This window comes from Lentibacillus sp. JNUCC-1 (genome assembly GCF_009741735.1).
Classification (GTDB): Bacteria; Bacillota; Bacilli; order Bacillales; family Amphibacillaceae; genus Lentibacillus_B.
Map to the genome: position 1 here is coordinate 1,953,935 of NZ_WHOH01000001.1, position 25,403 is coordinate 1,979,337.

The 25,403-nt window shown below is 38.9% G+C and carries 19 protein-coding genes, 1 pseudogene and 1 riboswitch; of the genes and pseudogenes, 7 read left to right on the plus strand and 13 right to left on the minus strand.

The genetic code is table 11. The features are described 5' to 3' along the window. Nucleotides 1–101: 101 nt before the first annotated feature. From JNUCC1_RS09175 to JNUCC1_RS09215, 9 genes are all read right to left on the minus strand, one after another. Complete coding sequence (locus JNUCC1_RS09175) at nt 102–1,037, minus strand: 2-dehydropantoate 2-reductase (protein ID WP_156645136.1); 936 nt, start codon at nt 1,035–1,037, stop codon at nt 102–104. 16 nt (nt 1,038–1,053) lie between these two features. Beyond that, nucleotides 1,054–2,151, minus strand: a complete 1,098-nt coding sequence (buk, locus tag JNUCC1_RS09180) for a butyrate kinase (RefSeq protein WP_156645137.1) — start codon at nt 2,149–2,151, stop codon at nt 1,054–1,056. A 6-nt stretch (nt 2,152–2,157) separates the two neighbouring features. Next, nucleotides 2,158–3,075, minus strand: a complete 918-nt coding sequence (locus JNUCC1_RS09185) for a phosphate acyltransferase (protein ID WP_156645138.1) — start codon at nt 3,073–3,075, stop codon at nt 2,158–2,160. A gap of 15 nt (nt 3,076–3,090) precedes the next feature. Beyond that, complete coding sequence (locus tag JNUCC1_RS09190; RefSeq protein ID WP_156645139.1) at nt 3,091–4,146, minus strand: PTS transporter subunit IIC; 1,056 nt, start codon at nt 4,144–4,146, stop codon at nt 3,091–3,093. A gap of 175 nt (nt 4,147–4,321) precedes the next feature. Next, the gene (lpdA, locus tag JNUCC1_RS09195) at nt 4,322–5,734 is read right to left on the minus strand and encodes a dihydrolipoyl dehydrogenase (RefSeq protein ID WP_156645140.1); all 1,413 of its coding nucleotides are present in this window, start codon (nt 5,732–5,734) and stop codon (nt 4,322–4,324) included. Between the two features lie 9 nt (nt 5,735–5,743). Continuing rightward, nucleotides 5,744–7,096 (minus strand): dihydrolipoamide acetyltransferase family protein, encoded by a 1,353-nt coding sequence (locus JNUCC1_RS09200; protein WP_156645141.1) that lies wholly within the window; start codon nt 7,094–7,096, stop codon nt 5,744–5,746. A gap of 27 nt (nt 7,097–7,123) precedes the next feature. Next, a complete protein-coding gene (locus JNUCC1_RS09205) occupies nt 7,124–8,098 on the minus strand; it encodes an alpha-ketoacid dehydrogenase subunit beta (RefSeq protein ID WP_156645142.1) in 975 nt (324 codons plus the stop codon). Further along, nucleotides 8,091–9,209: a pyruvate dehydrogenase (acetyl-transferring) E1 component subunit alpha gene (pdhA, locus tag JNUCC1_RS09210; RefSeq protein ID WP_156645143.1), complete on the minus strand. Its 1,119-nt coding sequence runs from the start codon at nt 9,207–9,209 to the stop codon at nt 8,091–8,093. The genes JNUCC1_RS09205 and pdhA overlap by 8 nt, the downstream gene beginning before the upstream one ends. Nucleotides 9,210–9,469: 260 nt before the next feature. After that, nucleotides 9,470–9,724 (minus strand): hypothetical protein, encoded by a 255-nt coding sequence (locus tag JNUCC1_RS09215; protein ID WP_156645144.1) that lies wholly within the window; start codon nt 9,722–9,724, stop codon nt 9,470–9,472. A 39-nt stretch (nt 9,725–9,763) separates the two neighbouring features. Here JNUCC1_RS09215 and JNUCC1_RS09220 point away from each other — a divergent pair. From JNUCC1_RS09220 to JNUCC1_RS09240, 5 genes and pseudogenes are all read left to right on the plus strand, one after another. After that, nucleotides 9,764–11,324, plus strand: a protein-coding gene (locus JNUCC1_RS09220; RefSeq protein ID WP_442915437.1) for an IS3 family transposase whose coding sequence is annotated in 2 segments (ribosomal slippage) — nt 9,764–10,240 and nt 10,242–11,324 — 1,560 coding nt in all. Because the reading frame shifts where the segments join, the coding sequence is not laid out codon by codon here. A gap of 108 nt (nt 11,325–11,432) precedes the next feature. Further along, complete coding sequence (locus JNUCC1_RS09225; protein WP_156645145.1) at nt 11,433–12,347, plus strand: restriction endonuclease subunit S; 915 nt, start codon at nt 11,433–11,435, stop codon at nt 12,345–12,347. Nucleotides 12,348–12,369: 22 nt separating this feature from the next. Further along, nucleotides 12,370–15,529, plus strand: a pseudogene (locus JNUCC1_RS09230) (type I restriction endonuclease subunit R). A gap of 186 nt (nt 15,530–15,715) precedes the next feature. Further along, a complete protein-coding gene (locus JNUCC1_RS09235) occupies nt 15,716–17,431 on the plus strand; it encodes an ATP-dependent nuclease (RefSeq protein ID WP_331713734.1) in 1,716 nt (571 codons plus the stop codon). Continuing rightward, on the plus strand, nt 17,424–19,196 hold the full coding sequence (locus JNUCC1_RS09240; RefSeq protein WP_156645147.1) for a UvrD-helicase domain-containing protein: 1,773 nt from the start codon (nt 17,424–17,426) through the stop codon (nt 19,194–19,196). The genes JNUCC1_RS09235 and JNUCC1_RS09240 overlap by 8 nt, the downstream gene beginning before the upstream one ends. Before the next feature lie 387 nt (nt 19,197–19,583). On the opposite strand, the gene JNUCC1_RS09245 is transcribed toward JNUCC1_RS09240, so the two are convergent. After that, nucleotides 19,584–21,142 (minus strand): IS3 family transposase gene (locus tag JNUCC1_RS09245; protein ID WP_156645148.1). Its coding sequence is split into 2 segments (ribosomal slippage): nt 19,584–20,674 and nt 20,674–21,142, totalling 1,560 coding nucleotides; the frame shifts between segments, so codons are not numbered across the junction. Between the two features lie 390 nt (nt 21,143–21,532). Here JNUCC1_RS09245 and JNUCC1_RS09250 point away from each other — a divergent pair. Next, on the plus strand, nt 21,533–22,117 hold the full coding sequence (locus tag JNUCC1_RS09250) for a hypothetical protein (RefSeq protein WP_156645149.1): 585 nt from the start codon (nt 21,533–21,535) through the stop codon (nt 22,115–22,117). A 47-nt stretch (nt 22,118–22,164) separates the two neighbouring features. Then, on the plus strand, nt 22,165–23,136 hold the full coding sequence (locus JNUCC1_RS09255) for a DUF6612 family protein (RefSeq protein ID WP_156645150.1): 972 nt from the start codon (nt 22,165–22,167) through the stop codon (nt 23,134–23,136). 695 nt (nt 23,137–23,831) lie between these two features. On the opposite strand, the gene JNUCC1_RS09260 is transcribed toward JNUCC1_RS09255, so the two are convergent. The 3 genes from JNUCC1_RS09260 to JNUCC1_RS19495 form a co-directional block, all read right to left on the minus strand. Next, nucleotides 23,832–23,954, minus strand: a complete 123-nt coding sequence (locus JNUCC1_RS09260; protein WP_156645465.1) for an anti-repressor SinI family protein — start codon at nt 23,952–23,954, stop codon at nt 23,832–23,834. A gap of 25 nt (nt 23,955–23,979) precedes the next feature. Further along, a riboswitch (cyclic di-GMP riboswitch) is annotated at nt 23,980–24,071 on the minus strand. A 67-nt stretch (nt 24,072–24,138) separates the two neighbouring features. Next, nucleotides 24,139–24,567 carry a DUF4870 domain-containing protein gene (locus JNUCC1_RS09265; protein WP_156645151.1) on the minus strand — a complete coding sequence of 143 codons (429 nt, stop codon included), beginning with the start codon at nt 24,565–24,567 and terminating at the stop codon, nt 24,139–24,141. A gap of 119 nt (nt 24,568–24,686) precedes the next feature. Continuing rightward, a complete protein-coding gene (locus tag JNUCC1_RS19495; RefSeq protein WP_442915439.1) occupies nt 24,687–25,382 on the minus strand; it encodes a response regulator transcription factor in 696 nt (231 codons plus the stop codon). Nucleotides 25,383–25,403 lie beyond the last annotated feature (21 nt).

The window sequence follows — 25,403 nt, forward strand, 5'->3', positions numbered from 1 at the left end:
GATCCTCTATAAAAAGTAAAGCAGCAGTCATGACGATTAATCAAGCTGCTGCTTCTATCCTTATATCTATTTCCTAAAATATATTTTTGAGTTGATCTGAATCACCTTGTTGCTAATACTTGTTCCTTTGCGTGAATAAGTCGGGTCGTTAATTCATTATAAGGAGCTGTCGTATTAAAATCCTCTGAAGCCATTCTGGCAATAGCTCCATTTAAAAAGTCTACTTCTGTTAGACGATGATTCTGAACAAGGTCTTGATGCATCGAAGGATAGTGACTTCCAATATTTCTGGCTGACTCCAGAATATACTGGACCATCTCACCTTCATCCAATTGTGTTCCTTTTTGAGAAGCAATGTTAACAAATTCTTTAACAATAGAACGGATAATTGGCTCAGACTGATTGGTCGCTGCAAATTCGGCCAAATTACAGTCCAGTAGTGCACAGGTTGCATTCATGGCCCCATTGACACATGCCTTTCTCCAAATAGAGAATTTAACGTCTTCACTGTAGCTCGTATTTAATCCTGCATCATCAAGCATTTTGACAATGTTACGTGCCATTTGAGCCTCTGATTCTCCATGGACAAAGTTTTGAATTTCAGTCGTTCCGGCTCCTGAAAAAGCAACATGTCCTGGTCCCTCTAAATGCGAAGTCAATATGGTAACACCCAGGAAAATATTTTCCATGGGAATATAGTGTTTCAACACGTCTTCGTGCCCAATACCATTTAACAGACTGACAACACTTGTCTTTGGACCGAGGATAGGCTTGATATCTTCAAGCATATCCCCGAGCCCCATTGATTTAGTAAACATAAATACAACATCCACGACATCATTAACTTCATTTGGATAATAAATGGGAATATTAACAACATGCTGTTTGTTGTCTTCATCAACTGTAAAACCATTGCTCCGAATCGTATTTACGTGCTCAGGCCATTTATCAATGAGTATAACGTCATTTCCGGCTTTATGGAGCATGTAGCCAAATCGACTCCCGATTGCTCCTGAGCCTGCAATTGCAACTTTCATGTTATCACCTTTTAAGTTAGTTGTGGGCTGATTCTATACTTGCTTCATGAAAAATATTTGCTTCTTCTTGGCCAGTAATAACACGACGTGCTCCTTTGGCTAAAGCAAGCAATTCTGCTTCCCCAGGAACGAAATATACAGGCGCGAGGAAGGAAGTTCTTTCTTTAACCATACGAGTGATTAAATCAGAATGAGCTAATCCTCCTGTGAATATGATACCATCAACGTTTCCTTTTAGAACTGTTGCGAGTTCGCCGATTGTTTTGGCAATTTGATAAGCCATGGCTTCAAGGACAAGTTGTGCTTGTTCATCACCATTTTCAGCTTTTTCTTCAACAGTTCTGGCATCATTCGTCCCAAAATAAGAAACAAGACCAGCTTGCTTACGTGTTAGATCTGTCATTTCCTTTTGGGTATGTTCATAACACATTGGAATAACTTCTTTAATTGGAAGTCCGCCTGAACGCTCTGTTGAGAACAAGCCTTCATCGTCTGAAATTAAGTCAATCATTCTGCCTTGTTTATGAACGCTGGCTGAGCTGCCGCCGCCTACGTGGGCAACAATTAAGTTAGATTCTTCGTAGGGTTTTTGCAGTTCTTCTTCTGCAATTTTCATGCAGACTGCACGCATGTTTAACACATGACCAATACTTTTACGTTCAATTTCAGCGACACCGGAGATTCGTGCAACATCATCCATTTGATCTGCTGTTACAGGATCATAGATGAATGCCTCACAGTCAGGTGTGCCAAATTCGTCGGCAATTTGTCTTGCCAAACTGGCACCCAAATTAGAAGCATGTTCCAAAACTGGACGATGGGTCAGGCAATCAATAATTTCATCGTTGACTATATAAGCGCCGGCATTGACGGGAGGGAGTAATCCTCCACGACCAACAGCAGCATCGAGAGAACCTTTTTCTATGCCATTGCTTTTTAACCAGTCAGCAATGTCGTTAAAACGGAACTCCTTTTGATCCATGATGGTGTCATACTTTTGTACATCATCATAAGAATAAGTGAATTCTTTTTTTAATTTTAGCACATCATCTTCAAAATAGCCTATTTTGGTAGATGTTGCACCGGGGTTTATGGATAAAACACGATCTGCCATAACTAATTATTCTCCTTTCACTTCTTTGGCGTGACTGACTTGTAATGCGAGTAAAAGAGAATATCTTTTCTCGGCTGAGGAAGAACTTCTTGAAGTAAGAACTATCGGTACTTGAGCACCTAGAATAACCCCTGCCATATAAGCATTAGCCAGTAGCAACATGCTTTTTGAAAGTGTGTTTCCGCCAACGACCTCAGCTGCAACTAAGACATCGGCATCTCCTTGAATTTTACCTTGGTATCCTTTTTCTTCTGCGATGGAAGCATTAATAGCTAAGTCAAGGGAAATCGGACCTTCTACAGTGCATTCACTGTTTGATTCAAATCGTTTTGTTAATTCAACTGCATCAGTTGAAGCAGGCAGCTTAGGTTGAACTGCTTCTGCAGCTGATAGAACAGCGAATTTTGGATTATCATAATCAAGAGCTTTCATCACATCAAGTGCATTGTAAATCAGTGCCTCTTTTTGATCGACATCTGGTGTTAGAAGCATACCGCCGTCAGTTACACCAAGCAACTTATCATATGCAGGGACGTCAATGAGGGCCATATGTGATAGAACATCCTTGTCTCGGATACCTGTTTCACGGTTGACGACCTGTTTTAGCAATTTCCCAGTGGGGATATCGCCTTTCATAATAAAATCGACTTGATTATTTCTAACGAGTTCGACGCCTTTAAAAGCAGCATCTTCATCAGTTTCTTCATTAATGATGTGATAATTAGTGTTTTGAATTCCCAATTTGCTAATTAATGTTTCCAGTTCTGATTGACTGTCGATCAGATAAGGAATGACAATTCCTTGGTCGGCCAATTCAAAAATACTTTCTAAAGCATGATTATTGGCTGCTTTGACAACAGCGACTTTCTTGGGTTCTTCGATGTTTGCAATCTTTTGTTCTAATTCCTCAAAATCGTGTAACATGTTATAAGCCTCCTGTTATTCTACATCGAGTTTATAATCTTCCGGTTTAATAATTGGCCATACTTTAGTGAACAAGTAGTTGAAAAAGAAACCTAAAACAATAGGTGCGACCACAAATACTAAGATGGTAATTAAGATATTTCCAGCTGACCAGCCACCGTCTGCTAAGTTAAGATGGTTAACAGGTCCAACTAATCCACTAAATCCAAAGCCTGCACTCTGAGGAGTGCCCTGAATGTTTAGAAGTGCTGCCAAGACACCGAGACATGCTGCATTACAAATGACGGGCAACAAAATTTTCGGTTTGGCAAAAACGTTAGGCATGGACATTTTTGGTGAACCAATAAAGTGAGCGAGTGATGTTCCTACTGAGTTTACTTTCCAACCAGCGATAGCGAGCCCAAATCCTGCAGCAACAACACCGAGGTTTCCAGCACCGGATCCAATACCTGCCAGCGAAACAGCCAAAGCAATTCCAACTGTGGTAATCGGCGTCGTGATAAGGATAGAAAACAGTACAGCTATTAGTATACTCATGATAACCGGCTGCAATGTAAGCAATTGTGATACAAAATGACCAATAACGGTTGTAATTTCACCTACTAATGGCAAAATAGCATAGCCTAAACCGCCACCAACAATCAAAAGAATGGGTGGAATTAAGATAATGCTATAGCTTTTTAAACGTGAACCAAGTAAAAGAATAATGCCAGCACCAATTGCACCAGTAAAGACCATGTTAATAACATCTCCTGTGCCGGACATGGTCAATGCTTCTCCGGTAAAGTCAACAGCACCACCGCCGACCATTACTGCAAGTCCGAGTGAGGCTGATTGTATTGGTGTGAATTTGAATTGATACCCTATGACAACACCTACGACAAGACCTAAAAGTGAATTAGACATTGTAGTAACATCTAACACAAATTGACCTTGAGGGAAAAAGGGCAGTAAAGCTTTAAATAACTCTCCTAATAATGCACCTGGTATTAATGCTAAAACGGTACCAATAGCAACGCCATTTAATACATTCATTGTAAATTTCTTAGGTGTTACAGTTTGTTCGCCCATAGAAAATTCTCCTTTGTTAGGTAATAAAGACAATCAGTTTGATCATTTATTCACATGCCAAAAAGGCTATTTAAAGTAAATTATCACAGGTACCAACTCTATATAGTAAAGTCTTAGGGCTTTATCCAAGGAGAATAAGGAACGATGTTGATAAAGCCCTGACTTTCTATATTAATTAAATGTGAATTGGCATTCCTAGAGCAAGCTCAGCTGCATCCATGACACTTTCACCCATTGAAGGATGGCTATGGACTGTCAGTGTAATGTCTTCAGCTGTCAAGCCATTTTCAATAGCCAAACCAAGCTCAGCGATGATATCACTAGCACTTACACCGGCAACTTGTGCACCTAGCAGTGCACCACTGTCTTTTTCAGTAACGAGCCTTACAAAACCTTCTGTTTTATTTAAAGAAAGGGCTCTTCCATTGCCTGAAAGTGGGAATTTACTGTCTTTAACGTTATAGCCTAAGTCTTTTGCTTCTTTTTTCGTATAGCCAACTGTAGCTAATTCAGGATCTGTAAAGCATACTGCTGGCATTGATAGGTAATCAACTGCTGCACCTTTGCTGCCATTAGCAGCTTCAGCTGCTACTTTAGCTTCATAGCTTGCTTTATGAGCAAGTGCTGCACCTGGAACAACGTCTCCGATAGCAAAAATATGCTTCTTATTGGAGCGGCCTTGTTCATCAACTTCGATGAGACCTTTTTCAGTTGTTTTGATACCTGCAAGTTCCAGACCAAGATCGTCTGTATTAGGTTTACGTCCAACAGAGACCAGTACATAATCTGAATCTACTGTTTCTTCTTTACCGTTTACTTCATACGTGACAGTTGCTTGTTTTTCAGTTTGTTTAACAGATTTTGCCATTGCTTCGGTCACAATTGTAACGTTTTTAGATTTAAAGTTATCTTCAACTAATTTAGCCATGTCTTTTTCAAAGCCTGGCAGAATTTGTTTAGTGCCTTCTAAGATAGTCACTTCTGTACCGAAGTTAGCATAGACACCGGCAAGCTCCATACCAATATAGCCGCCGCCGATAACGGTTAATTTCTTAGGGATTTCTTTCAAATTCAGTGCACCGGTTGAATCGATGACACGTTTGTCGAATTTAAAGTCTTTAAGTTCTATAGGACGACTGCCGGTTGCGATAATTGCATTTTTAAAATTATACGTTTGACCGGATTCATCGTCATAGACAACACGGAGTGTCTGTCCGTCGATAAAGTACGCTTCACCTTTGATAATATTGACTTTGTTTTTCTTAAGTAACATTTCAATACCGTTTGTCAAAGTAGAAACGACTTGATTATCTTTCCAATCCTGTGTTTCTTCAAAGTTAATGGTTGTTTCTTTAGAATGAATCCCTAATATTTGAGAATCAAGCGCTGACTGATATTGATGGCTTGCATTGATTAATGCTTTTGAAGGAATACATCCCACATTAAGACATACGCCGCCAATATTATCTTTTTCGATAATGGTTACGTTTTGGCCGAGCTGTGCAGCTCTAATAGCTGCAACATAGCCTCCCGGACCAGAACCAACCACCACCGTTTCCAGTTCTTCAGCAAAATCTCCTACGACCATTACTATTCACTACCCTTCTACAAAAAGTAAATCTGGATCTTCTAGATACTCTTTTAAGTCGTTTATAGCTCTTTGTGCTGTACCGCCGTCAATAATACGGTGATCAAATCCAAAGGATAATTTCAGCATTGGAGCAACAATAGGTTGTTTGTTTTCATCTGGAATAACTTCATCTTCAATTCTTGCCATGCCCAAAATAGCTACTTCAGGCTGATTGATGATTGGAGTTGACCAAACACCACTGGTTGCAAGTGAGCCAACGTTTGTAATTGTCATGGAACTATTTTTCATATCAGCACTTGACAATGTACCGTTCATAGCTTTTTCTGTATTCTCAGAAAGATCCTGAGCTACTTGGAATAGGCTCTTGCGGTCTGTTTCTTTTATAACCGGAACGAATAGGCCTTTGTCTGTATCTGTTGCAATACCGACGTTGATATAGTTTTTATAAACAATTTCTCCAGCTTCTTCATCTAGTGAAGCGTTTAGCTCTGGGTGACGAGCCAAGACAGCAGTAAGTGCTTTAACAAAGTAAGCTGTATAAGTTAATTTAATGCCGCGTTCTTTGGCAATGACTTTGAATCTGTCACGATGTTCTACCAATTTAGAAACATTAGCACGGTCAAGAACAGTAACGTGTGGTGATGTTTGCTTACTGTTGGCCATGGCTTTTGCAATGGCGCGACGAGTAGACGTCATTTTAACACGAGTTTCTGATTCGTTAGCAGATGCTTCTTTGGCTGGTTGTTCAGCTTGTTTGGCTTGTGCTGGTTGTGAGCTTTGAGCTTGTGCAGCCTCGCCGCCTGAAGCTAGATAGCGATCAATATCTTCTCTGGTTACTCGGTCATTTTTACCTGTAGCAGGAACTTGAGTGATATCGACATCTTTTTCCCTTGCATATTTACGTACAGCAGGGATTGCAATCATTCTAATATCAACATCTGAGTCATGTTTTTTACCTGCCGGCTGTTGATTGGCTGGCTGATTAGGAGCTTCAGATGGATTTAGATGACTGTTTTCTTCATTGCTGATTGCTACGGTATCTGTACCTTTTTCGCGAGTGATTTCTTCTTCACCGCTATCTGCAGCACCGTCATCAGAATCGACTTTTTTAGCTTCGTCATCGGAAATCTCTATTTCAACAATTGATTCGCCGACTTTAGGTACGTCGCCTTCTTCAAATAAAAGTTTTTTAACAACACCAGATACTGGTGAAGGAAGTGCAACGACAGCTTTGTCACTTTGGATTTCTACAAGTGTATCGTCTTCTTCAATGTTGTCGCCTGGTTTGACATCCCAAGTGACGATTTCACTTTCATGAATTCCCTCGCCACTGTCGGGTAATTTAAATGAATAAATCATTTCTAGTCCTCCTTGATCAATTGAAATTTAAAAGTCGTATACTTCTTTGACTTTCTCGATAATATTAGTTGAGTTTGGAATCCAATCTGCTTCTGCAGCACCAAATGGAAATACAGAGTCTGGACCTGTTACTCTTGTAATAGGTGCTTCCATGTACATGAAAGCTCGTTCACTTATTTCAGACATGATCTGTCCAGCTGTACCTGCTTGACGCTGAGCTTCCTGTGTTACAACAACACGGCCTGTTTTCTTAACAGATTCAAGGATCGTTTCCATATCAATTGGAGAAACAGTTCTCAAATCGACAACTTCTACAGAAATGTCATTTTCTAATTCCTTAGCAGCTTTAAGTGCTTCAGGAATCATCAGACCATAACCAATGACAGTTACGTCAGAACCTTCGCGGGCAATAGCTGCTTTATCAAGTGGTACACGGTAGTCTTCATCAGGAACTTCTTGTTTGATTGAACGATAAAGTTTCAAGTGTTCAAGGAAGATAACCGGATCTTCACTTTCAATGGAAGAAATCAGTAAGCCTTTAGCATCGTATGGGTTACTTGGAATAACAACACGTATACCAGGCACCTGAGCCATTAGGCCTTCTAAACTGTCAGAGTGAAGTTCTGGTGTGTGGACACCGCCACCATAAGGTGCTCTGATTGTGATAGGCATATTCCTTGTATTGGCCATACGGTAGCGCATCCGAGAAAGCTGAGCGATAAGAGGTGACATTGCTTCAAGGATGAAGCCTGAGAATTGAATTTCAGGTACAGGTCTAAAACCCTCTGTAGCAAGCCCGATTGACATGCCTAAAATTCCGGATTCAGCCAATGGTGTATCAAAAACGCGATCTACACCATGCTTGTCCTGTAGACCAGAAGTGACACGGAAAACACCGCCATTTGGTCCAATATCTTCACCATAAAGTAAAACATTTTCATCTTGAGTCAATTTATAATCGAGAGCTTCACTAACCCCTTGAACGATTGTTTTTTCACTCATCTTCATTCATCTCCTTTTCTTCGTATTCAGCAATTTGTTCTTGAATATTTTGAGGAGAAACATCGTACATGTTTTTCAAGAAGTCTGAGACTTTTTGTTTGTCAGCTTGCCCAACTGCAGCAACTGCTTGTTTGATTTCCTGTTTACATGCTTCGTCGACTTCTTCACCTTGTTCTTCGCTCCAAAGTCCCTTGGCTTCAAGATATTTATTCATGCGAACAAGTGGATCTTTTTGTTCCCATTCTTCTAATTCTTCATCTTTACGATAGCGAGTAGGGTCATCAGACATAGTGTGTGGACCGAAACGATAAGTCAATGCTTCGATAAGAACAGGGCCTTTGCCGGCTAGAGCATGATCACGGGCAACTTTCACTGCTGAATACATTGCGAGCGGATCCATTCCATCAACTTGGATACCAGGAATACCAGCTGCTACTGCTTTTTGAGCAAGTGTTTTAGCATTTGTCTGTTCATCAACTGGAACTGAGATACCATATCCGTTGTTTTGAATAATTGGGATGTATGGTACGTTGTATGCACCGGCAAAGTTGATGCCTTCATAGAAGTCACCTTGAGATGTAGCGCCATCTCCGCTGAGTGACATAACAACATTATTTTTCTGACGTTTTTTCATTCCGAATGCAACACCCATGGCGTGTGTGATGTGACCGCCGACGATAACTTGGGGTGCATAAGCCTGAAGTTCTTCAGGGAATTCGTTACCTTTCATATGACCTTTATACCAAAGGAATGCTTTTTCCAAAGGCAGACCATGGAAAATAAGTGGAACTAAGTCGCGATAAGTACCTGCGAAAAAGTCGCCATCTTCTAATGCAAATTGAGTTGCAACTTGGCTGGCTTCTTGTCCACCGCCTGGAGCATAGTTACCTAGGGCGCCTTGACGGTTAAGTAATGTTACGCGTTTATCATACGTGCGAGCCCAAACTAATCTTCTCATTAGTTCAGTTAATTCCTCGTCACTTAAATTTGGTTCTAAATCGGAGTTTACAACTTCGCCTGTAGGGGCGAGTACTTGATAAAAAGGAAAAGCATCTTCATATCCTTTTACAAGGCTGTCTAAATCAATAGTCTTTGCATTTTTCTTAGACATATTGTCAACTTCCTTTCCACTTGTTATGGTTGTTAATTGTATATACAACTTACATTCTTAATGTACCACCGATTTAAGCGTTTGACTAATTGATGTTTTTTATACGGGTATTAGTTTTTTCAAACGCTTACAAAGAGAGTATTATTTGATTTTTTTAGGGTGATAATGATTTGTTTTTGATTAAATTTCTTGACAATAACAAAAAAATCTCCACTTATCAATTTTCGATAAGTGGAGATTTTTGATAGCTTCAAATTGTTTTAATCGATATATGTTTCATGGATTTGATAGATTCCTTGGGCGTCAATATCGAAGTCTTTCACAGAGTCATCTACTCCCAGCAGATACTCCTGGTGGTGGATATAGATCATTGGTGCTACATCAATGAGTATTTCCTGGGCTTCTTTATAGAGTTTTTTGCGTGTATCAGGATCGGTTTCGCGTCTGGCTTCTTCGAGTGCCTCGTCAACATCATCATTAGCCCCCTCTGTTAGGATAGTTGTCGTACGAGGCAAACGTGGTATGATTAACTAAATAACACGGAGGTCATCGTAATGACAAATAATGGGATACGTTATTCAGAAGAACGAAAGGCTGCGATAGTGAAGCGGATGATGCCACCACAAAATGAATCCGTAAAGGCATTAAGTGAGGAAGTAGGTATTTCCGACGCAACGTTGTATAAATGGCGGAAAGAGGCCAGGGAGTCAGGTGCGGCAACACCTGGAAACGGACAAAACAGCGACCGTTGGTGCAGTGAAGATAAGTTTTTGATTGTTATGGAAACATATGCCATGAATGAGGAGGAGATAGCGGAGTATTGCCGCAAGAAAGGCTTGTACCGTGAACAGATTAATGCTTGGCAACAAGTTTGCCTTCAGGCAAACGGCAATGCTTTTAACCAAGCCAAAGCGTTAACTGGACAACTAAAAGAGGAAAAACAGCGATCCAAAACATTGGAAAAGGATCTTCAAAAAAAGGAGAAGGCGCTGGCAGAAGCTGCCGCATTGTTACTCCTAAGAAAAAAGGCCCGAGCGATTTGGGGGACCAAGAGGACGAATGATAGGCCCACCAGATCGCGCACGTGCCGTGGAATTGATTCAAGAAGCTAATCGAAATGGCGCACGTCTTTCAAAGGCATGTGAAGAATTGCATATTCATGTGCGGACCTATCAGCGGTGGGTGTCTGAAGGCGATGTCAAAGTCGATCAACGCCCGCATGCCAAACGGCCCACGCCTAAAAATAAACTATCGGAAGAAGAAAGGGCAGAAATTTTAGAAGTTGTGAACCGAGAAGAATATGCCGATTTACCTCCTACTCAGATTGTGCCGCAACTGGCCGATCAGGAGAAGTATATCGCATCTGAATCGACCTTCTATCGCGTACTGCGTGAAGAAGAAATGCAGAATCATCGTGGCCGCAGTCAGAAGCCCAAAAGACGGGTTCCTGAAAGCCATCTAGCAACTGCGCCGAACCAAGTTTGGACATGGGATATCACATGGCTTGGGGGGCCTGTGAAAGGACTGTTCTACCGACTGTATTTGATTCTTGACCTGTTCAGTCGCAAAGCTGTGGGTTGGGAAGTATGGGAATCAGAGGAGGCCCAATACGCTGAGAAACTCGTAAAGAAAGCTGTGCTTAAAGAGGGGATAAAAGGCAGCCCTTTGGTACTACACTCTGATAATGGCAGCCCTATGAAGGCCGCGACATTCCTTGGGTTACTTGAGACCTTGGGCATTCAAAGCTCGTTCTCTAGGCCGCGCGTAAGCAATGACAATCCATTTTCGGAGGCAATGTTCCGCACACTTAAGTACCGTCCTGAGTTCCCTCATAAAGGGTTTGCTTCCTTGGAGGATGCGAGAAAGTGGGCAGGACAGTTTATTAAGTGGTACAACGAGGTTCATTTACACAGCGGTTTAAATTTCGTGACCCCTGCACAATGCCATAGTGGAGAATTTAAAGATATATTGGCAAAAAGGCATGACGTATATGAACAAGCAAAGCAACATCATCCAGAACGCTGGGGCGCAAGAAACACAAGGGATTGGTCACCTCATGAAGAGGTTGCATTGAATCCTATGCGTGAAGAGACTTTATTGGCTATAGGAGATTAATAGAATGGGTTTTTTATCACCTGATGATTTGAAATGAAAGAATGGTTTTCCCTTTCATTTCAAATCATCAGGGCAGCAAGCAAAGCGCGGTAGCTATGGTCATATGGCGTGAAATTTAAAGAAGCTAAACTGCTTCATGCGACAACTATGTTGACAAACACCGATATGAAATCGCCAACTTTTATTAACGAAGTAAGAAGAAATACCGAAGGAAGTGTAAGGGAATATCTGTTTTATGATAGCTTTAAAAACGTCAAGTTTCCTTATATAACTAACAAAAATGAACAAGTTAAAATAGGTATCTTCCTTAAACAAATGGATGACGCTATTATGTATCGACAACGAGAACTAGATACTCTCAAGCAAACAAAACAGGGATTCTTGCAAAAAATGTTTCCAAAAGAAGGAGAGTCTGTGCCGGAGATTCGGTTTCCAGGGTTTAGCAAATCTTGGGAACAACATAAATTTCAAGATGACATTATATCAATTCAAACAGGTACAAATTTACTAGGTAATGAAATAAATAGCGGCGTTCCACTGATTAAAATGGGTAATATTCAAAGGGGATATATTTCTTTCGATAAATTAGAATACCTAGATACTAATGAAGTTATTACTAAAGAAAATCTTATTTATAATGGAGATTTTTTCTTTAATACAAGAAATACACTTGAATTAGTTGGGAAGGGTGCAACTTGGTTTCTAGAAGATGAAAAGTATGCGTTTAATAGCAACATTGCAAGATGCACTTTAAAGAATATAGATACATACTTCTTTAATTATCTATATAATACAGAAGATTTAATTAGACAGGTAAAAGCAAGAGCAGTAGGAACAACAAGTGTTGCAGCTATTTATTCCAGGGATTTAAAATCAATAAAGTATATGATTCCAGATATTAAAGAGCAAACCAAAATCGGAAACTTTTTCAAACAACTAGACGACACCATAGCCTTTCATCAACAAGAACTAGAAACCTTAAAACAAACCAAAAAAGCTTTCCTACAAAAAATGTTTGTCTAAGCACCAGAGAGGAGGAAGAATCATGACAAGTTTATCCCATAATGATGAAGCTGAAGTCGAACATCGGCTCATTGAAGTGCTGGGAGAAGGGTATAATCAATGGGATTTCCGTCCTGATTTAAAATCGGAAAACGCCCTCTGGAACAATTTGCGTGAAAAAATAACACAAAACAACTTATCTGAAATTGGTGAGCATCCGATTACAGATAAAGAGTTCGACACGATCAAAACTGAATTACTATTAAAGACAAAAACCCCTTTGATTCTGCAAAGTGGCTTAAAGGGGAGAATGGTATTGCACGCATTACGATTGAAAGAGAAAATACTGACTTAGGGCAGATGTCATTAGTGTTGTATTCCAATCGTGATATAGGTGGTGGCATTTCTACATATGAAGTCGTTCACCAAATTTCCAAACAAAAATGCATGCAGATGACCGTGATCGTCGTTTTGATGTCACTCTTTTAATTAATGGTCTACCAATCGTTCAAATTGAATTAAAACAAGCAAGCGCAAAAGATGGTGTGTTTCAAGCGTTTAACCAAATTAAGAAATATGCTGAAGAAGGAATGTACAGGGGGAATATCTTCTCTACATTGCAATTATTTGTTGTGTCTAATGAACAAACGACACGCTATTTCGCGAATGCGATGCCAAAAGATATGCATAAAAAATTCCTATTTAGTTGGCGAACGACGGACAATAAAAAGATAGAAAATCTTTATGAATTTGTGAAACAAGTTTTAAATATTCCAGATGCGCACCGATTAATTGCTGATTACACGATTGTGAGTGAAGACCAGGATAATAAGACATTAATGGTTTTACAACCCTACCAAATCCATGCCATCCAGGCCTTGTATAAATCTGCAATGCAGCATCAGTCCGGGTTTGTTTGGCATGCAACTGGCTCTGGGAAGACATTAACAAGTTTTGTATCTACCAAGCTATTAGCACAAAAACCGGGTATTGACCGGACGATTATGTTGATTGACCGTAAAGACTTGGATAACCAAACGACTTCCGAGTTCACAAAATTTGCTTCAGAATATAACACTGGTATCTCCTCTGGTAACGCGAGGTCTAATAGTTTAATAGTAGGTACTGGCAGTGCAAGAGAGTTAAGTCATACGTTACTCTCTGATGCCAATACAAATACAGTCATCATCACTACGCGCCAAAAGCTAGAGTCTGCCTTGCGTTATGCCGAGAAGGTAGAAGAGAATAAAGGTACGCAACGATTTAGAAAGTTATTAGGCCAGCATATCGTGTTTATCGTGGATGAATGTCACCGCGCATTAAGTGCAGAAGGTATGGAAAAAATGAAAGGTTTCTTTCCAAATTCTACTTGGTTTGGCTTTACAGGAACGCCAATTTTTAACGTCAATAAGAAGCAGGCGAAAGGGCAGTTAGCGAGGACGACACGTGATCAGTATGGAGATGTTTTACATACCTATACTATTAAAAATGCCTTAGAGGATGAATCTGTATTAGGGTTTCAAGTAGAACATGTAGACACCATTGAACGCACGTCTTTAAATAATCACATTTATGACCAACTCAGGCAGAGTGGAAAGTATGCTGACGCCACGGATATTAAAATAAACGATGTGATTGATCAAATGGATGGAATCGAGAAGGAAAAGTATATCGAACCATCTGTTTTTGAAAGTGATGAGCATATTCAAAAGGTGATTCACAAGATCTTTCGTCCAGATAATGCTTATATGAAATTTGACTTTCAAAATGGGCGCCCGCAGAAATCTGCCATTTTAACAACCAGTTCTATCGATATGGCAAAACGTTATTATCATGCTATTAAGGAAGTGACGAAAGATCCAGACTGGATGAAGAATGAATTCCCTGATCATCCTATAAGAAAAGGACGTACCATGGAAGACCCAGACTTTCCACGAATTGCGATTACATATTCTTTAGAAGAAAATGAGGATCATGCAGCAGAGAGTCAAGATGAAATGAAAGAAATCATGAAGGATTATAATGATTACTATAATACGGCTTGGTCACTTGAAAGTGTAGATCGTTATAATGGCGATATTAATAACCGTTTAGCCCGCAAGAGGGCGGAATTTAAAGAGTTTGGGAAACAAATTGACCTTGTGATTGTTGTCGAACGCTTATTAACAGGATTTGATGCACCTACTGTCCAAACCCTTTTTGTTGATCGGAATTTAAGTTATGCCAATTTGATTCAGGCCTTTTCGCGAACAAATCGGACATACCCAGAAAAGACAAAGGGATTAATTGTGACCTTCAGGAAGCCTTACACAATGGAATATAATGTGCAGGAAGCAACAAAGCTATACTCTGATGATAGAGAAGAATCCACCTTAATCTATCCAACGTACGATGATTCAAAGAAACGTTTTAAAAAGGCGCACAAAGAATTGGAGACAATTGCGCCTCACATTGAGAATATAGACGAGCATACGCCCATTGAAACTCGAGTTGAATTTGTAAAAGCGTTTCAAGAATTAAATAATGCTTACGAGGCGCTTGTAACCTATAACGAATACAACGATGATATGGAAACTTCAAATACACTTAGAGATCAAGTCATGACGATTGAAGAATCTTTTGGCGTATATAACACAGTTAAAGGATCATTAATCGATGACGAGGATTCTGGCGATGAACCAGATGTTGATTTCTCTGATATTGAATTTTACGGCGCGAATGCAGCCAAGATTTATGATGTTGATGCAACTTATATTGATAAGCTACTTGAAACATACTCAGCCAATAATAAAAATATCCGTGACGATATAGAAAATGCACTTCAAAAACTAGAAAAAACAGAAATTGTTAAAAATGTGTATCGGTACATTTTAAATGCAATTGATAATGAAGAAGTTGATAAAGATGAAGATATTTTTATTGTTAAAAGAGCATTCTTTACGGAGCGAAAAAACAAAGCAATAGAAGATTTTGCAAATACATGGTTCGTAGACAAAGATGAACTTCATTTATCCCAGGTTCAATATATGATTGGAATGGATCCTATACCAAACATCGGTGAAATCATTGACAGTAGGGATTTTGATAAGTATAAAGCAGTAAATCCTGATGCCAAACCATTCAAATATGGCCCTGGAATGAAACGTGAGTGGAGGAATGTGTTGGATGAAGTTGTTGTGCCGTTGGATGATGAGTTAAGGTAGAATTGCTCACCTTCTTTTTCTTTATTAAACATTAAGGATTTTATTTGGATAAAGTTGCAGGTTGGAAATGTTATTGCAAAAATTGTTGGTACTAAGATACTTAAAACAGTCTATGGAAATATCAACTATCTTGTCACTGAATTTTAGTGCACTGTTACTACCTCCAAATTATAGGAGTGGATTAAAATTAGGCTAAAACAATTAACAATATATAATTACAGAAATCTATCTGGAAAGATGTTCAAATTTAATCATGATATAAATTTTATTATTGGTGAAAACAACATTGGGAAAACTAATGTCTTAGACTTACTAAATATTATATTTAATAGGAGAGAATTTGAAGAAGAGGATTTCTTCGATAAAGATGAACCATTAGAAGTTAAAGCAAAATTAAAAATAGAAGATGGAGAAATAGGTATATTTGATGATTACTTTGCATTTGGTGAGGATAAAACAATAATAAATATATTGATAAAGCAAGAGACTATAGAAGACAATATTAAGTATTATGAGGAAAGAACAGGGGATGAAATATATAGAACAGCAATAAAGTCTTCACACTTTATTTCTTACGGTTCTGTAAGAAACCCCAATAAAGAGCTAAACTTTAATGGGAAAAACAATTTTTTGAATGAATTGATGAAAAAGGTCTTGGTTCAACAAGAAAATTTTGAAGTATTAAACGAAGATGCTGTTGATCAATTGTTGTATTCTATTAACTATTATATCCATAAACTGGATACTTTTAATCTGTTTAATATTACAGCTGGTACAGGCGAGAGTATTAATAATATGTTAGGTCGGTTAATTCAACTTTTAGCAGAAGAAAAATATGAACTTAATGAACTAGGTGAGGGTACCCAATTTTTAAATTCTATTCCTCTTGTTTTATTAAATCAAATATCAAATATATTTAATAATAAGAAACAGAACGCAATCATTGAGGTAGAAGGTAGAAAAACATTAAATGTTATCATTTCTATCGATGAGCCCGAATTACATCTACATCCTCACTCACAGAGGTACTTCATTCATTATATTAAGAGTATACTAAACAATGAGGATAAGAATTTTAATGAATTGCTGAATTTTTTATTCGGTATTGACGCTATACAGGGACAATTATTTATTATTACACATTCTCCTTTTATACTAGATAATGACTATAAACAGATAATTAGAGTTTACAGGAATTTAAGCGAAGAAGTTTTAGTGAAAAATGGATTGGATATAGATATAGGAAAATCATTAGAAAAGCATTTATACAGATTTTTTAATGAGTTAAAGGAAGCATTTTACGCAAAAAAGGTGTTAGTTGTAGAGGGAGAAACAGAAATTGGTGCGGTTAATCCATTGTTTGAACGAGAGGGTATTAATCCAAATAAAGAAGGAATCAGCGTTTTAAACTCACATGGCGTAGAAAGAGTCCCCCAATTAATGAAATTATTTGAAAACTTCGGGGTTAAAGTTGTCGGAATTATAGATAAAGATAATGGTAATATAGATAATGAACCAAGATACCAAGGAATTAAGGGACTATTTCAAACAACTTTAACAGAATTTGAAGATGACATTGTTGAATGCTATAACTTCGATAAATATATTGATTTTTATGAAGCAAAAGATGTTTGTCTTATCAGTCGTGTCATGGGAGTAGCGAAGAAGTTTAATATAGATTTAAATCCAACCACTTCTAGTGATTTTATTGAACAATTAAGAAGACTCGAAGATGAAAAAAAGAATTTAATTTTTGCGGAAGTTAAAGAGAATTTTATTCGGGATTTAAAAAGTGATGGTAATAAAGGGGTGGTCAATGGAATGCTAGTTGCGGAACATGCTTTAGTGACCCCGGATTGTTTTAAAGCAGCATTTCAAGACTTGGTGAAGTCAGATGAATAAACTATTGGAATATCAAAATGAGATTATTGATTACTTTAATTCTGATATTCAGCAATTATCAGTAATTCAATCTGTTGCTCCAAGGTTTATTGTCGAGGCTCCTGCCGGTTATGGTAAAACAAAAGTATTAATAAATAAAGTAGTTTATGATTTATTGTGTAATAAGCCTAAAAACCACGAAAAAGTTCTGATGATAACATTTAGTATTAATTCTACTAGTAAAATGAAACAAGATATTGAAAAAGAAATTTCTTGTTTACCTGATAATTTGAAAAAAAGAATAAAAAGGAAAGTGAAAATTACAAACTATCATGGATTGGCAAGGTTAATTCTACGGAAATATGGTGTGGAATTTAGTGAAAAACTTCTTAGAATGGAGGAGTTAGATGTTATTGATGATGAAGTAGCAATTGGGAATTATCTGGTGTCTAAAGAGGACAAGATGGTTGTAGGCAAATACAATGAAGCTGTAAAAACTGCCAAAGCAGTTTTTATACATAATAACATAGAAGAATATAATAATGTTATTATTAATCAATTATTACCTAATAACTATATTACACACAACGGAATTATTACATTAACGATACAGTTGCTAAAAGAAAATAATGAATTGTTGGTTTTTTATCAACAATTATTCACCAATATAGTGGTTGATGAATTTCAGGATAGTAACCATCTGAATTTAATGTTATTAGAGTTATTATTGACTAATGAAAAAGTAAAACTTCAAATATATGGCGATCATCTTCAAAGAATTTACGGATTTATTGGTACTGTTCCCAATTTATTTGATATATTTAGTGAAAAGTATGATTGTAAGTATTATAAACTTCAGACGAACTATCGCTTTAAAGATAATAGAGAAATGTTAATGATAGACAATAAAGTCAGAAGTGTAGCATCTAATGCTTATAATAAGCTAGATAAAACACATAGTGAATACATTAAATACCATGAGACACATCAAGAAGAAGTACATGACATTGTATCTAGGTTAAAGAAGGGTATTGAAGAAAACTCGCAGCGAAATTTTGCTGTATTAGTTCCGCAGCGTGGACAAGATGTTGATGTTTTGATTAACGAATTAAAATATCAGGACATTACCTTTTATAATGCACTAAATATTGATGTTAACCATAAAGATTACAGACTATTTCATGAAATATGTGCTAGTGAATTTCAAAAACATTTTATGAGCAGTGTAAAAATTATTAAATCCGAAATAAATAAATGGTTTCAAAAGGTTGAGTATAGATTAGCGTCTACTGAAATAGATATAGATACAAAGAGTAGCTTTTTAAAATTATTTAAAGCCTTTGTAAACTCTATTGTGGTCAACAGCACATATAGAAAGTTAACGCAAAAGGAAAAAACGGAATATATATTGGAAGTTCTTTTAGAACATGAATTGAGTCGCTATCTCTCTGCAATAAAAGATGATATTCAGATCTTAACTATCCATTCCTCAAAAGGATTGGAATGGGATGAAGTATTTTTGATGGATATGGAAGAAGGAAAACTTCCTAGTTGGAGAGGAATGTGTATTGATTGTGACTACAAAGAGAATTGTAAAATTGAATTGAATGAAGATAATGAGATGGTTTTTATAGAACAACTTAGTGTATTTTATGTTGGTGTTACAAGAGCGCGTGAAAGAGTAAATATATCTGCTAGTAAAAAATGTGCGCGCAACTTTAATAAAAATATATCATGTTTATTTGATGTGCTAAATATAAAACCAAAAAACCAAATACAAGAATAAACAACAATACAAAATCACACACAATTATCTTTGTTTTTGAGGCGCTCAAAACCATTGATTCCACAGTATTTCACAATTCAACAAAGCACAAAAAAAGCACAACACGCCGGGCATGATGTAATAAGGCAGTACGCCATCATAGTAAATTTATGCAAAGGCTGGTTCTTCATGCATTCAATAAAAAAACTTTACAACAGTTTTACAAAGGAATCATTATCCTTAACTAAAGTGACATCGGTGTTTGTCAACATAGTTGTCGCATTCAGCTAATTATTTTTTAAAATTTCATACCCAGTGATCATAGCTACCGCGCTTCGCTTGCTGCCCTGATGATTTAAAATGAAAGGTGAACCATTTTTCATTTCAAATCATCAGGTGATAGGCACTCTATGAATCACCTGAGGCCACGGCAGTATCCTCACGCATTGGATTCAGTGCAACCTCTTCATGAGGAGACCAATCCCTTGTGCCCCTGGATCCCCAACGTTCTGGATGTTTTTGTTTTGCCTGTTCATAGATGACTTGACGTTGTGCCAAAATATCTTTATATGCCCCATTATGGCACTGTACAGGTGTCACGAAATTTAAAGCACTGTGTAAATGAACGTCGTTATACCATTCGACAAACTGACTTGCCCATTTTCTCGCCTCCTCCAAGGAGACAAAACCTTCATGAGGAAACTCCGGTCGGTACTTAAGTGTCCGGAACATCGCTTCCGAATATGGATTGTCATTGCTTACTCGGGGCCTGGAAAATGAGCTTTGAATACCCAAGGTCTCAAGCAATCCAAGGAACGTTGCGGCTTTCATAGGGCTGCCATTATCAGAGTGCAGTACTAAAGGCCTGCCTTTGATTTCCTCTTTCAGTACAGCTTTTTTGACGAGCTTTTCAGCGTACTGAGCTTCCTCTGTTTCCCACACTTCCCAACCAACAACTTTGCGACTAAACAGATCAAGGATCAAGTACAATCGGTAGAATAATCCTTTCACAGGGCCGCCGAGCCATGTGATATCCCAAGTCCAAACCTGATTCGGTGCCGTTGCCAAGTGACTTTCGGGAATTCGCTTTTTGGGCTTTTGACTGCGGCCACGATGATTCTGCATTTTTTCTTCGCGTAGTACGCGATAAAACGTTGATTCGGATGCAATATATTTCCCCTGATCAGCCAGAAGGGGGATAATTTGTGTGGGAGGTAAATCGGCATATGATTCCTGGTTTACAACCTCCAGAATTTCGGTTCTTTCTTCTTCTGATATTTTGTTCTTGGGTATTGGCCGCTCTGCGTGAGGACGTTGATCGATCTTGACATCGCCTTCAGCCACCCACCTTTGATAAGTCCGTACGTGAATATGCAATTCTTCACATGCTTTTGAAAGACGCGCGCCATTTCGATTGGCTTCCTGAATTAATTCTACGGCACGTAAGCGATCTGACGGATCGATCATTCGTCCTCTTGGTCCCCCCAAATCGCTCGGGCCTTTTTTCTAAGAAGTAACAACGCAGCCGCTTCCGCCAATGCTTTCTCCTTCTTTTTTAGATCTTTTTCTAAAGACTGTGATCGTTGTTTTTCCTCTTTCAACTGTCCATTCAGCTCTTTAGACAAGCCAAGAGCTTTTCCATTCGCCTGAAGGCAAGCTTCTTGCCAGGCATTGATCTGTTCGCGGTATAAGCCTTTTTTCCGGCAATATTCCGCTATTTCTTTCTCGTTCATGGCATATGTCTCCATGACGACAAGAAACTTATCTTCGCTGCTCCATCGATCGCTGGTTTGCCCATTGCCAGGAGCTGCGTTACCAGACGCTCTGGCCTCCTTTCGCCACTTATACAGTGTCACGTCTGAGATGCCAGTCTCTTTACTCAATGCTTTCACTGATTCATTTTGTGGTGGCATCATCCGCTTCAATGCCGCCGTTTTTTGTTCCTCTGAATATCGCTTATTTGTCATTACGATGACCTCCGTGTGATTTAGTTAATCATACCACGTTTGCCTCGTACGACAACTATCCTAACAGAGGGGGACATCCAAGTGACGTACGTCTGAAATACCCCTCAATTATTCGGGGTTTAACGATATTAATTGCGAACACAGCGAAAAACAAAGCGCGGTACATCAATGGTTTGAGAGAAAAAGCTACATATTGACAGTAAAGCCCATAACTATGGTAAGGAAGAGGTCGCCAGTTCGAATCTGGCTGGAAGCTTACTGAATCAACACTCCAATGACACTGTTCTTTTACATAAGAACAGTGTCATTTTTTGTTTCTTAACTTTGAGTTAACCTTCAGTCCATATAATGTAAATGTGTTATTAAAGGATAGAAGGAGGAAGAAATATAATGAAACAATATTTGCTGATTTTGATCGTCGGTACTATGGGTATGCTCCTTTTTGGTTGTGGCACTTTCACTCTTAAAGACGAGAATGGTGAAGAAACGACTGTCGATGTAAGTAATGCAAAAGATGGGAAAGTCAGCATCAATGATAAAGAAGGTGGCAGTATTGATATTGATTCGGATGAGAAAGGAAACACAAAAATGAAGATGAAAACAAATGAAGGGGAGTTTTCATCAGAGTCAGGCGAAGACACAGAACTTCCTGATGGTTTTCCTGAAGAGTTTCCAATACCAGAAAGTGCTGAGATCACCATGGTAAATACAATCACAGAGGACGACGCAACTGTTTATTCAGTTCATTTCTCATTTACTGATGACAGTGAAAGTTTATATGACGCGGTAAAAGATTATGCAGACATCAGAGGCCTGGAGATACAGTTAGATAATAAAACAGAAAGAGATGGAAATAAGAGCTATATGCTCTCGGCAAATAATTCGGATGATGAAGATTCTGAGTACTTCACTGTGAATATAGGCCAATTTGAAGCGCAAACTGGAACAGTGACTTATGGTGTTTCCAAAAAATAGACAGAAGTTAAATAAGGTGGTGTTTAAATGTGTGGGAGGAGCGCATATTGAAAAGGTTTATTCTTTTGATTATGTTGTTTTGCGTTGTGCTTCTTGTGGCATGCAATCAAAACGACTCAAATGCTCCCGTGAATAGCACTAGTGGAGATGTACCGATAAAAGAAGTAACAAGAAGTGCACAAAATGACGATAAAGAAGAATCTGATACCACGGATTTGGAGGGGGAAGCAGAGACAACGGAAGAAGCAGAATCAACTGATGACAATGATGGAGAGGATATGGTAATAGACGCTGAAACCATTCTGCGACAGTCATTTGAAGCCATGGCTGATTTGAACAGTGTTCATATGAACGGAAGGACCGATATAAAAGAAATTATGGATGGTCAGACCGTTGTTGAAGAAAAGAAGCTGGATATGACTATGCTTTTAAAAGAACCTTATTCCAAGCATTTTGCACTTGAAATCCAGAGTAATGCTGCTAAACCAATCGTATCAGAAGTCTATGAAATGAGTGATGTTCATTACATCCATTCTTCTGTTCATGAGGTAGAGTGGGGTGTTGTTCCCAATCCCAATGGCGGTCAACAATTGTCGCCATTTATACAAGATGCACAGATTGAGGCGCATCTTATGTATAGTGATCAATTTGAGGTTATTGAGACTGAGGGTGAATATGTGCTCACATTTTCAGGCGAGTATGACCAAATCAGATCCTCTCTTTACGGTGGGGTAAAAGACATGTTGCAAATGCTGGAGAAAGAATTACCGATGGATCTTGAGGAAATGAACAGTTCCTATGAAATGGTCATTGATCAAGATACAGCGTTTGTAAAAGAATATCAAATTCATTACGAAGCCCAAGTGCCTGAAGAACAAGGGGAATATAACATTTCAATCGATACTGCGATAACATTGGATGGGTTTAATGAACTTAACGAAATTAGCGTCCCACAAACCATCATAGACGAAGCCGTCACAATGGTTGATAACGACGGAAACGCACTAATGGGAAACTAAACCCTCCCTGAATCTGCACTTTTAATAAATAATTGACACAAACTGCGAACTAATGAATATTTGACTCATACTCAAGATGAGAGAACCGTGATTTGCGCTCCGGGAAGTCGCTTTAACTTTATCACAGCTCAAGTGCGACATCTGTTCAAGAAACCCACTTTCACAGTGTCTTCTAGCCGCGGGCACGGCCTCAGCCTCCTTGCCCCGGCAAGGGGTATGTCGACGTTGTCCGCAAAGGACGGTCTTAGTCGACCATCCTTAGTGTAGCTCGCTGCGGGGTCTTCGGACTCGTGCTGTTCCCGCAGGAGTCGACTTCCCTCCGCTCCAATCACTCTATTTAATTTAGTGGCTTGGACGGTTCTACTCGCATATGAGTTAGAGAATAACCTCTCACACCTAGCTCGGGGAAAACGCGGAGACTCCTGTGGGATGAAAAGCCTCGGTGAGGCCCCGGAGCGCGCAGTAGGGGAAGGAAGGCTAAAACCGTGACGTCCTGTCACAACGCCTTCATGACCCACCTCCTGTGGGCCCGAGGCTCATCAGCGCCCACTGGACGCGGAGTGTTTTCCCCGAGCGGTTGCCAGTGGCAGTCATAAGTTAGTTTGCAGTTTACGGAAAATATGAAATTTCCTCATATAAAAAGCCAGGCCAGGACACGAGTTGTTTTTGTCTGGGCCTGGCTTTTGTAAGGAGTTTCAGGCATTAGCTTTTTTAGTATTTTTTAATAGAAACGTTCTGACTTCTTCTGCAGTAAGTCCTAAAAGTTTTGCTGTTTTAATCAACTCCAACCACTCTTCATCGAGTATTTGATCAGACATAACCACATTCCCGCCCCCAGAATGTCCCGGTAACCCAGCCGTCATTGTTGATGTACCACCAACATTAGACCTGTGATTTTGCGTCCTCACCTTTCAATGAGTTTGCCTTTTTCAGAATACGTTTATTGAAATTCCTATGCGAGTCACTAAGAAAATTGGCAGTCGTTAAAAGGTTGTTTTCACTCTATTTATTGCCCATTTGATCCAGTTGTTTTTCAGCTATATTCCCGGCGATAGGAAGCTTGAATTCCTTTCCTTGATAAGCTTTTAACATTAACACAATCCACAACACAACGGAAAGCGGTGAAAGCAGAAGCCCGATGATCCAGCCGATCAGCGGAATGGCTGTCAGTACGAGGCTTGCTACAAATATGATGACAAATGTAACAATCGATTGCAGGGCATGGAATCGGACAAAACGGTCTTCTTTTTCAATAACAAGAAAAACAATACCAGTTACAAAGCCAGCTAAGTAGCATAATAGTGCAGCTACATTTCTATCGAGTCCTGTCGATGTTTTTTTCTCTGATTCTTGTGCTTGAGCGCCTTCTATAGAGGCACCTTCTTCTTTAAAGACCGTTTGCTCTTTGTTATCAGGTTGATTTTCGCTCATTTAATACCCTCCCCTATATATTTGGATGTCAATAACACTTTGACTTTTCCAGGTTGTGTAAATGAATATACCAGCCAAAGGTTAAGTCTTGGTTAACTATTTGCATAAAAAGAAAAAATTCATTGATCAATCAGATGCAAATACATAACCCAATCCACGAACTGTTTGGATATATTTTGGGTTTGCAGGGTCTGCTTCGAGCTTTCTACGTAAATGGCTGATATGAACCTTAACAGTTTGAATGTCCCCAGCGGATTCGAATCCCCAGACATGATCGTATATCTTTTCGGCACTCCAGATTTGCTGCGGACGTTTGGCGAGCAGAATGAGTACTTGCATTTCTTTGGCAGAGAGGGGGATAAGCTGCTCGTTAATGTAACATTGATAGCGGGAAAGGTGAATCTTAAGTTCATCAAAAATAAGCCATTTGGATTCTGAGTCCCCCTCTGGTGATAACGCCGAAGATTCGCCCTTATTCTAGCTTCAAGCTCGGCATAATCAAATGGTTTAATGAGGTAGTCATCTCCGCCTAATTCAAAGCACTTTACTTTATCCATGACGCTTCTGCGTACACTTAAGAAGATTATCGGAAGGGTTCTTTTTTTCCTGATTTCGCGGCAGACTTCAAATCCGTCCATACCTGGCATCTCAATATCCAGCAATATGAGATCGGGAAGTTCAAGATCTATCAGATTGAGACCATCCTGTCCGCTGGCTGCGGTCAGGACGGTGTAATCTTTTTTCTCTAAATAAAATTGAATCATATCTCGTATACTCTCTTCATTGTCAACGATCAGAATTGTTTCTTTCAACATGGTTGTCTTTACCCTCCTTTG

What these genes read in the sequence shown, in the direction of transcription:
- JNUCC1_RS09175 (WP_156645136.1), bottom strand. Translation starts at nt 1,037, where the DNA reads ATGAAAGTTGCAATTGCAGGCTCAGGAGCAATCGGGAGTCGATTTGGC.
- buk (WP_156645137.1), bottom strand. Translation starts at nt 2,151, where the DNA reads ATGGCAGATCGTGTTTTATCCATAAACCCCGGTGCAACATCTACCAAA.
- JNUCC1_RS09185 (WP_156645138.1), bottom strand. Translation starts at nt 3,075, where the DNA reads ATGTTACACGATTTTGAGGAATTAGAACAAAAGATTGCAAACATCGAA.
- JNUCC1_RS09190 (WP_156645139.1), bottom strand. Translation starts at nt 4,146, where the DNA reads ATGGGCGAACAAACTGTAACACCTAAGAAATTTACAATGAATGTATTA.
- lpdA (WP_156645140.1), bottom strand. Translation starts at nt 5,734, where the DNA reads ATGGTCGTAGGAGATTTTGCTGAAGAACTGGAAACGGTGGTGGTTGGT.
- JNUCC1_RS09200 (WP_156645141.1), bottom strand. Translation starts at nt 7,096, where the DNA reads ATGATTTATTCATTTAAATTACCCGACAGTGGCGAGGGAATTCATGAA.
- JNUCC1_RS09205 (WP_156645142.1), bottom strand. Translation starts at nt 8,098, where the DNA reads ATGAGTGAAAAAACAATCGTTCAAGGGGTTAGTGAAGCTCTCGATTAT.
- pdhA (WP_156645143.1), bottom strand. Translation starts at nt 9,209, where the DNA reads ATGTCTAAGAAAAATGCAAAGACTATTGATTTAGACAGCCTTGTAAAA.
- JNUCC1_RS09240 (WP_156645147.1), top strand. Translation starts at nt 17,424, where the DNA reads ATGAATAAACTATTGGAATATCAAAATGAGATTATTGATTACTTTAAT.
- JNUCC1_RS09250 (WP_156645149.1), top strand. Translation starts at nt 21,533, where the DNA reads ATGAAACAATATTTGCTGATTTTGATCGTCGGTACTATGGGTATGCTC.
- JNUCC1_RS09260 (WP_156645465.1), bottom strand. Translation starts at nt 23,954, where the DNA reads ATGTCTGATCAAATACTCGATGAAGAGTGGTTGGAGTTGATTAAAACA.
- JNUCC1_RS09265 (WP_156645151.1), bottom strand. Translation starts at nt 24,567, where the DNA reads ATGAGCGAAAATCAACCTGATAACAAAGAGCAAACGGTCTTTAAAGAA.
- JNUCC1_RS19495 (WP_442915439.1), bottom strand. Translation starts at nt 25,382, where the DNA reads ATGTTGAAAGAAACAATTCTGATCGTTGACAATGAAGAGAGTATACGA.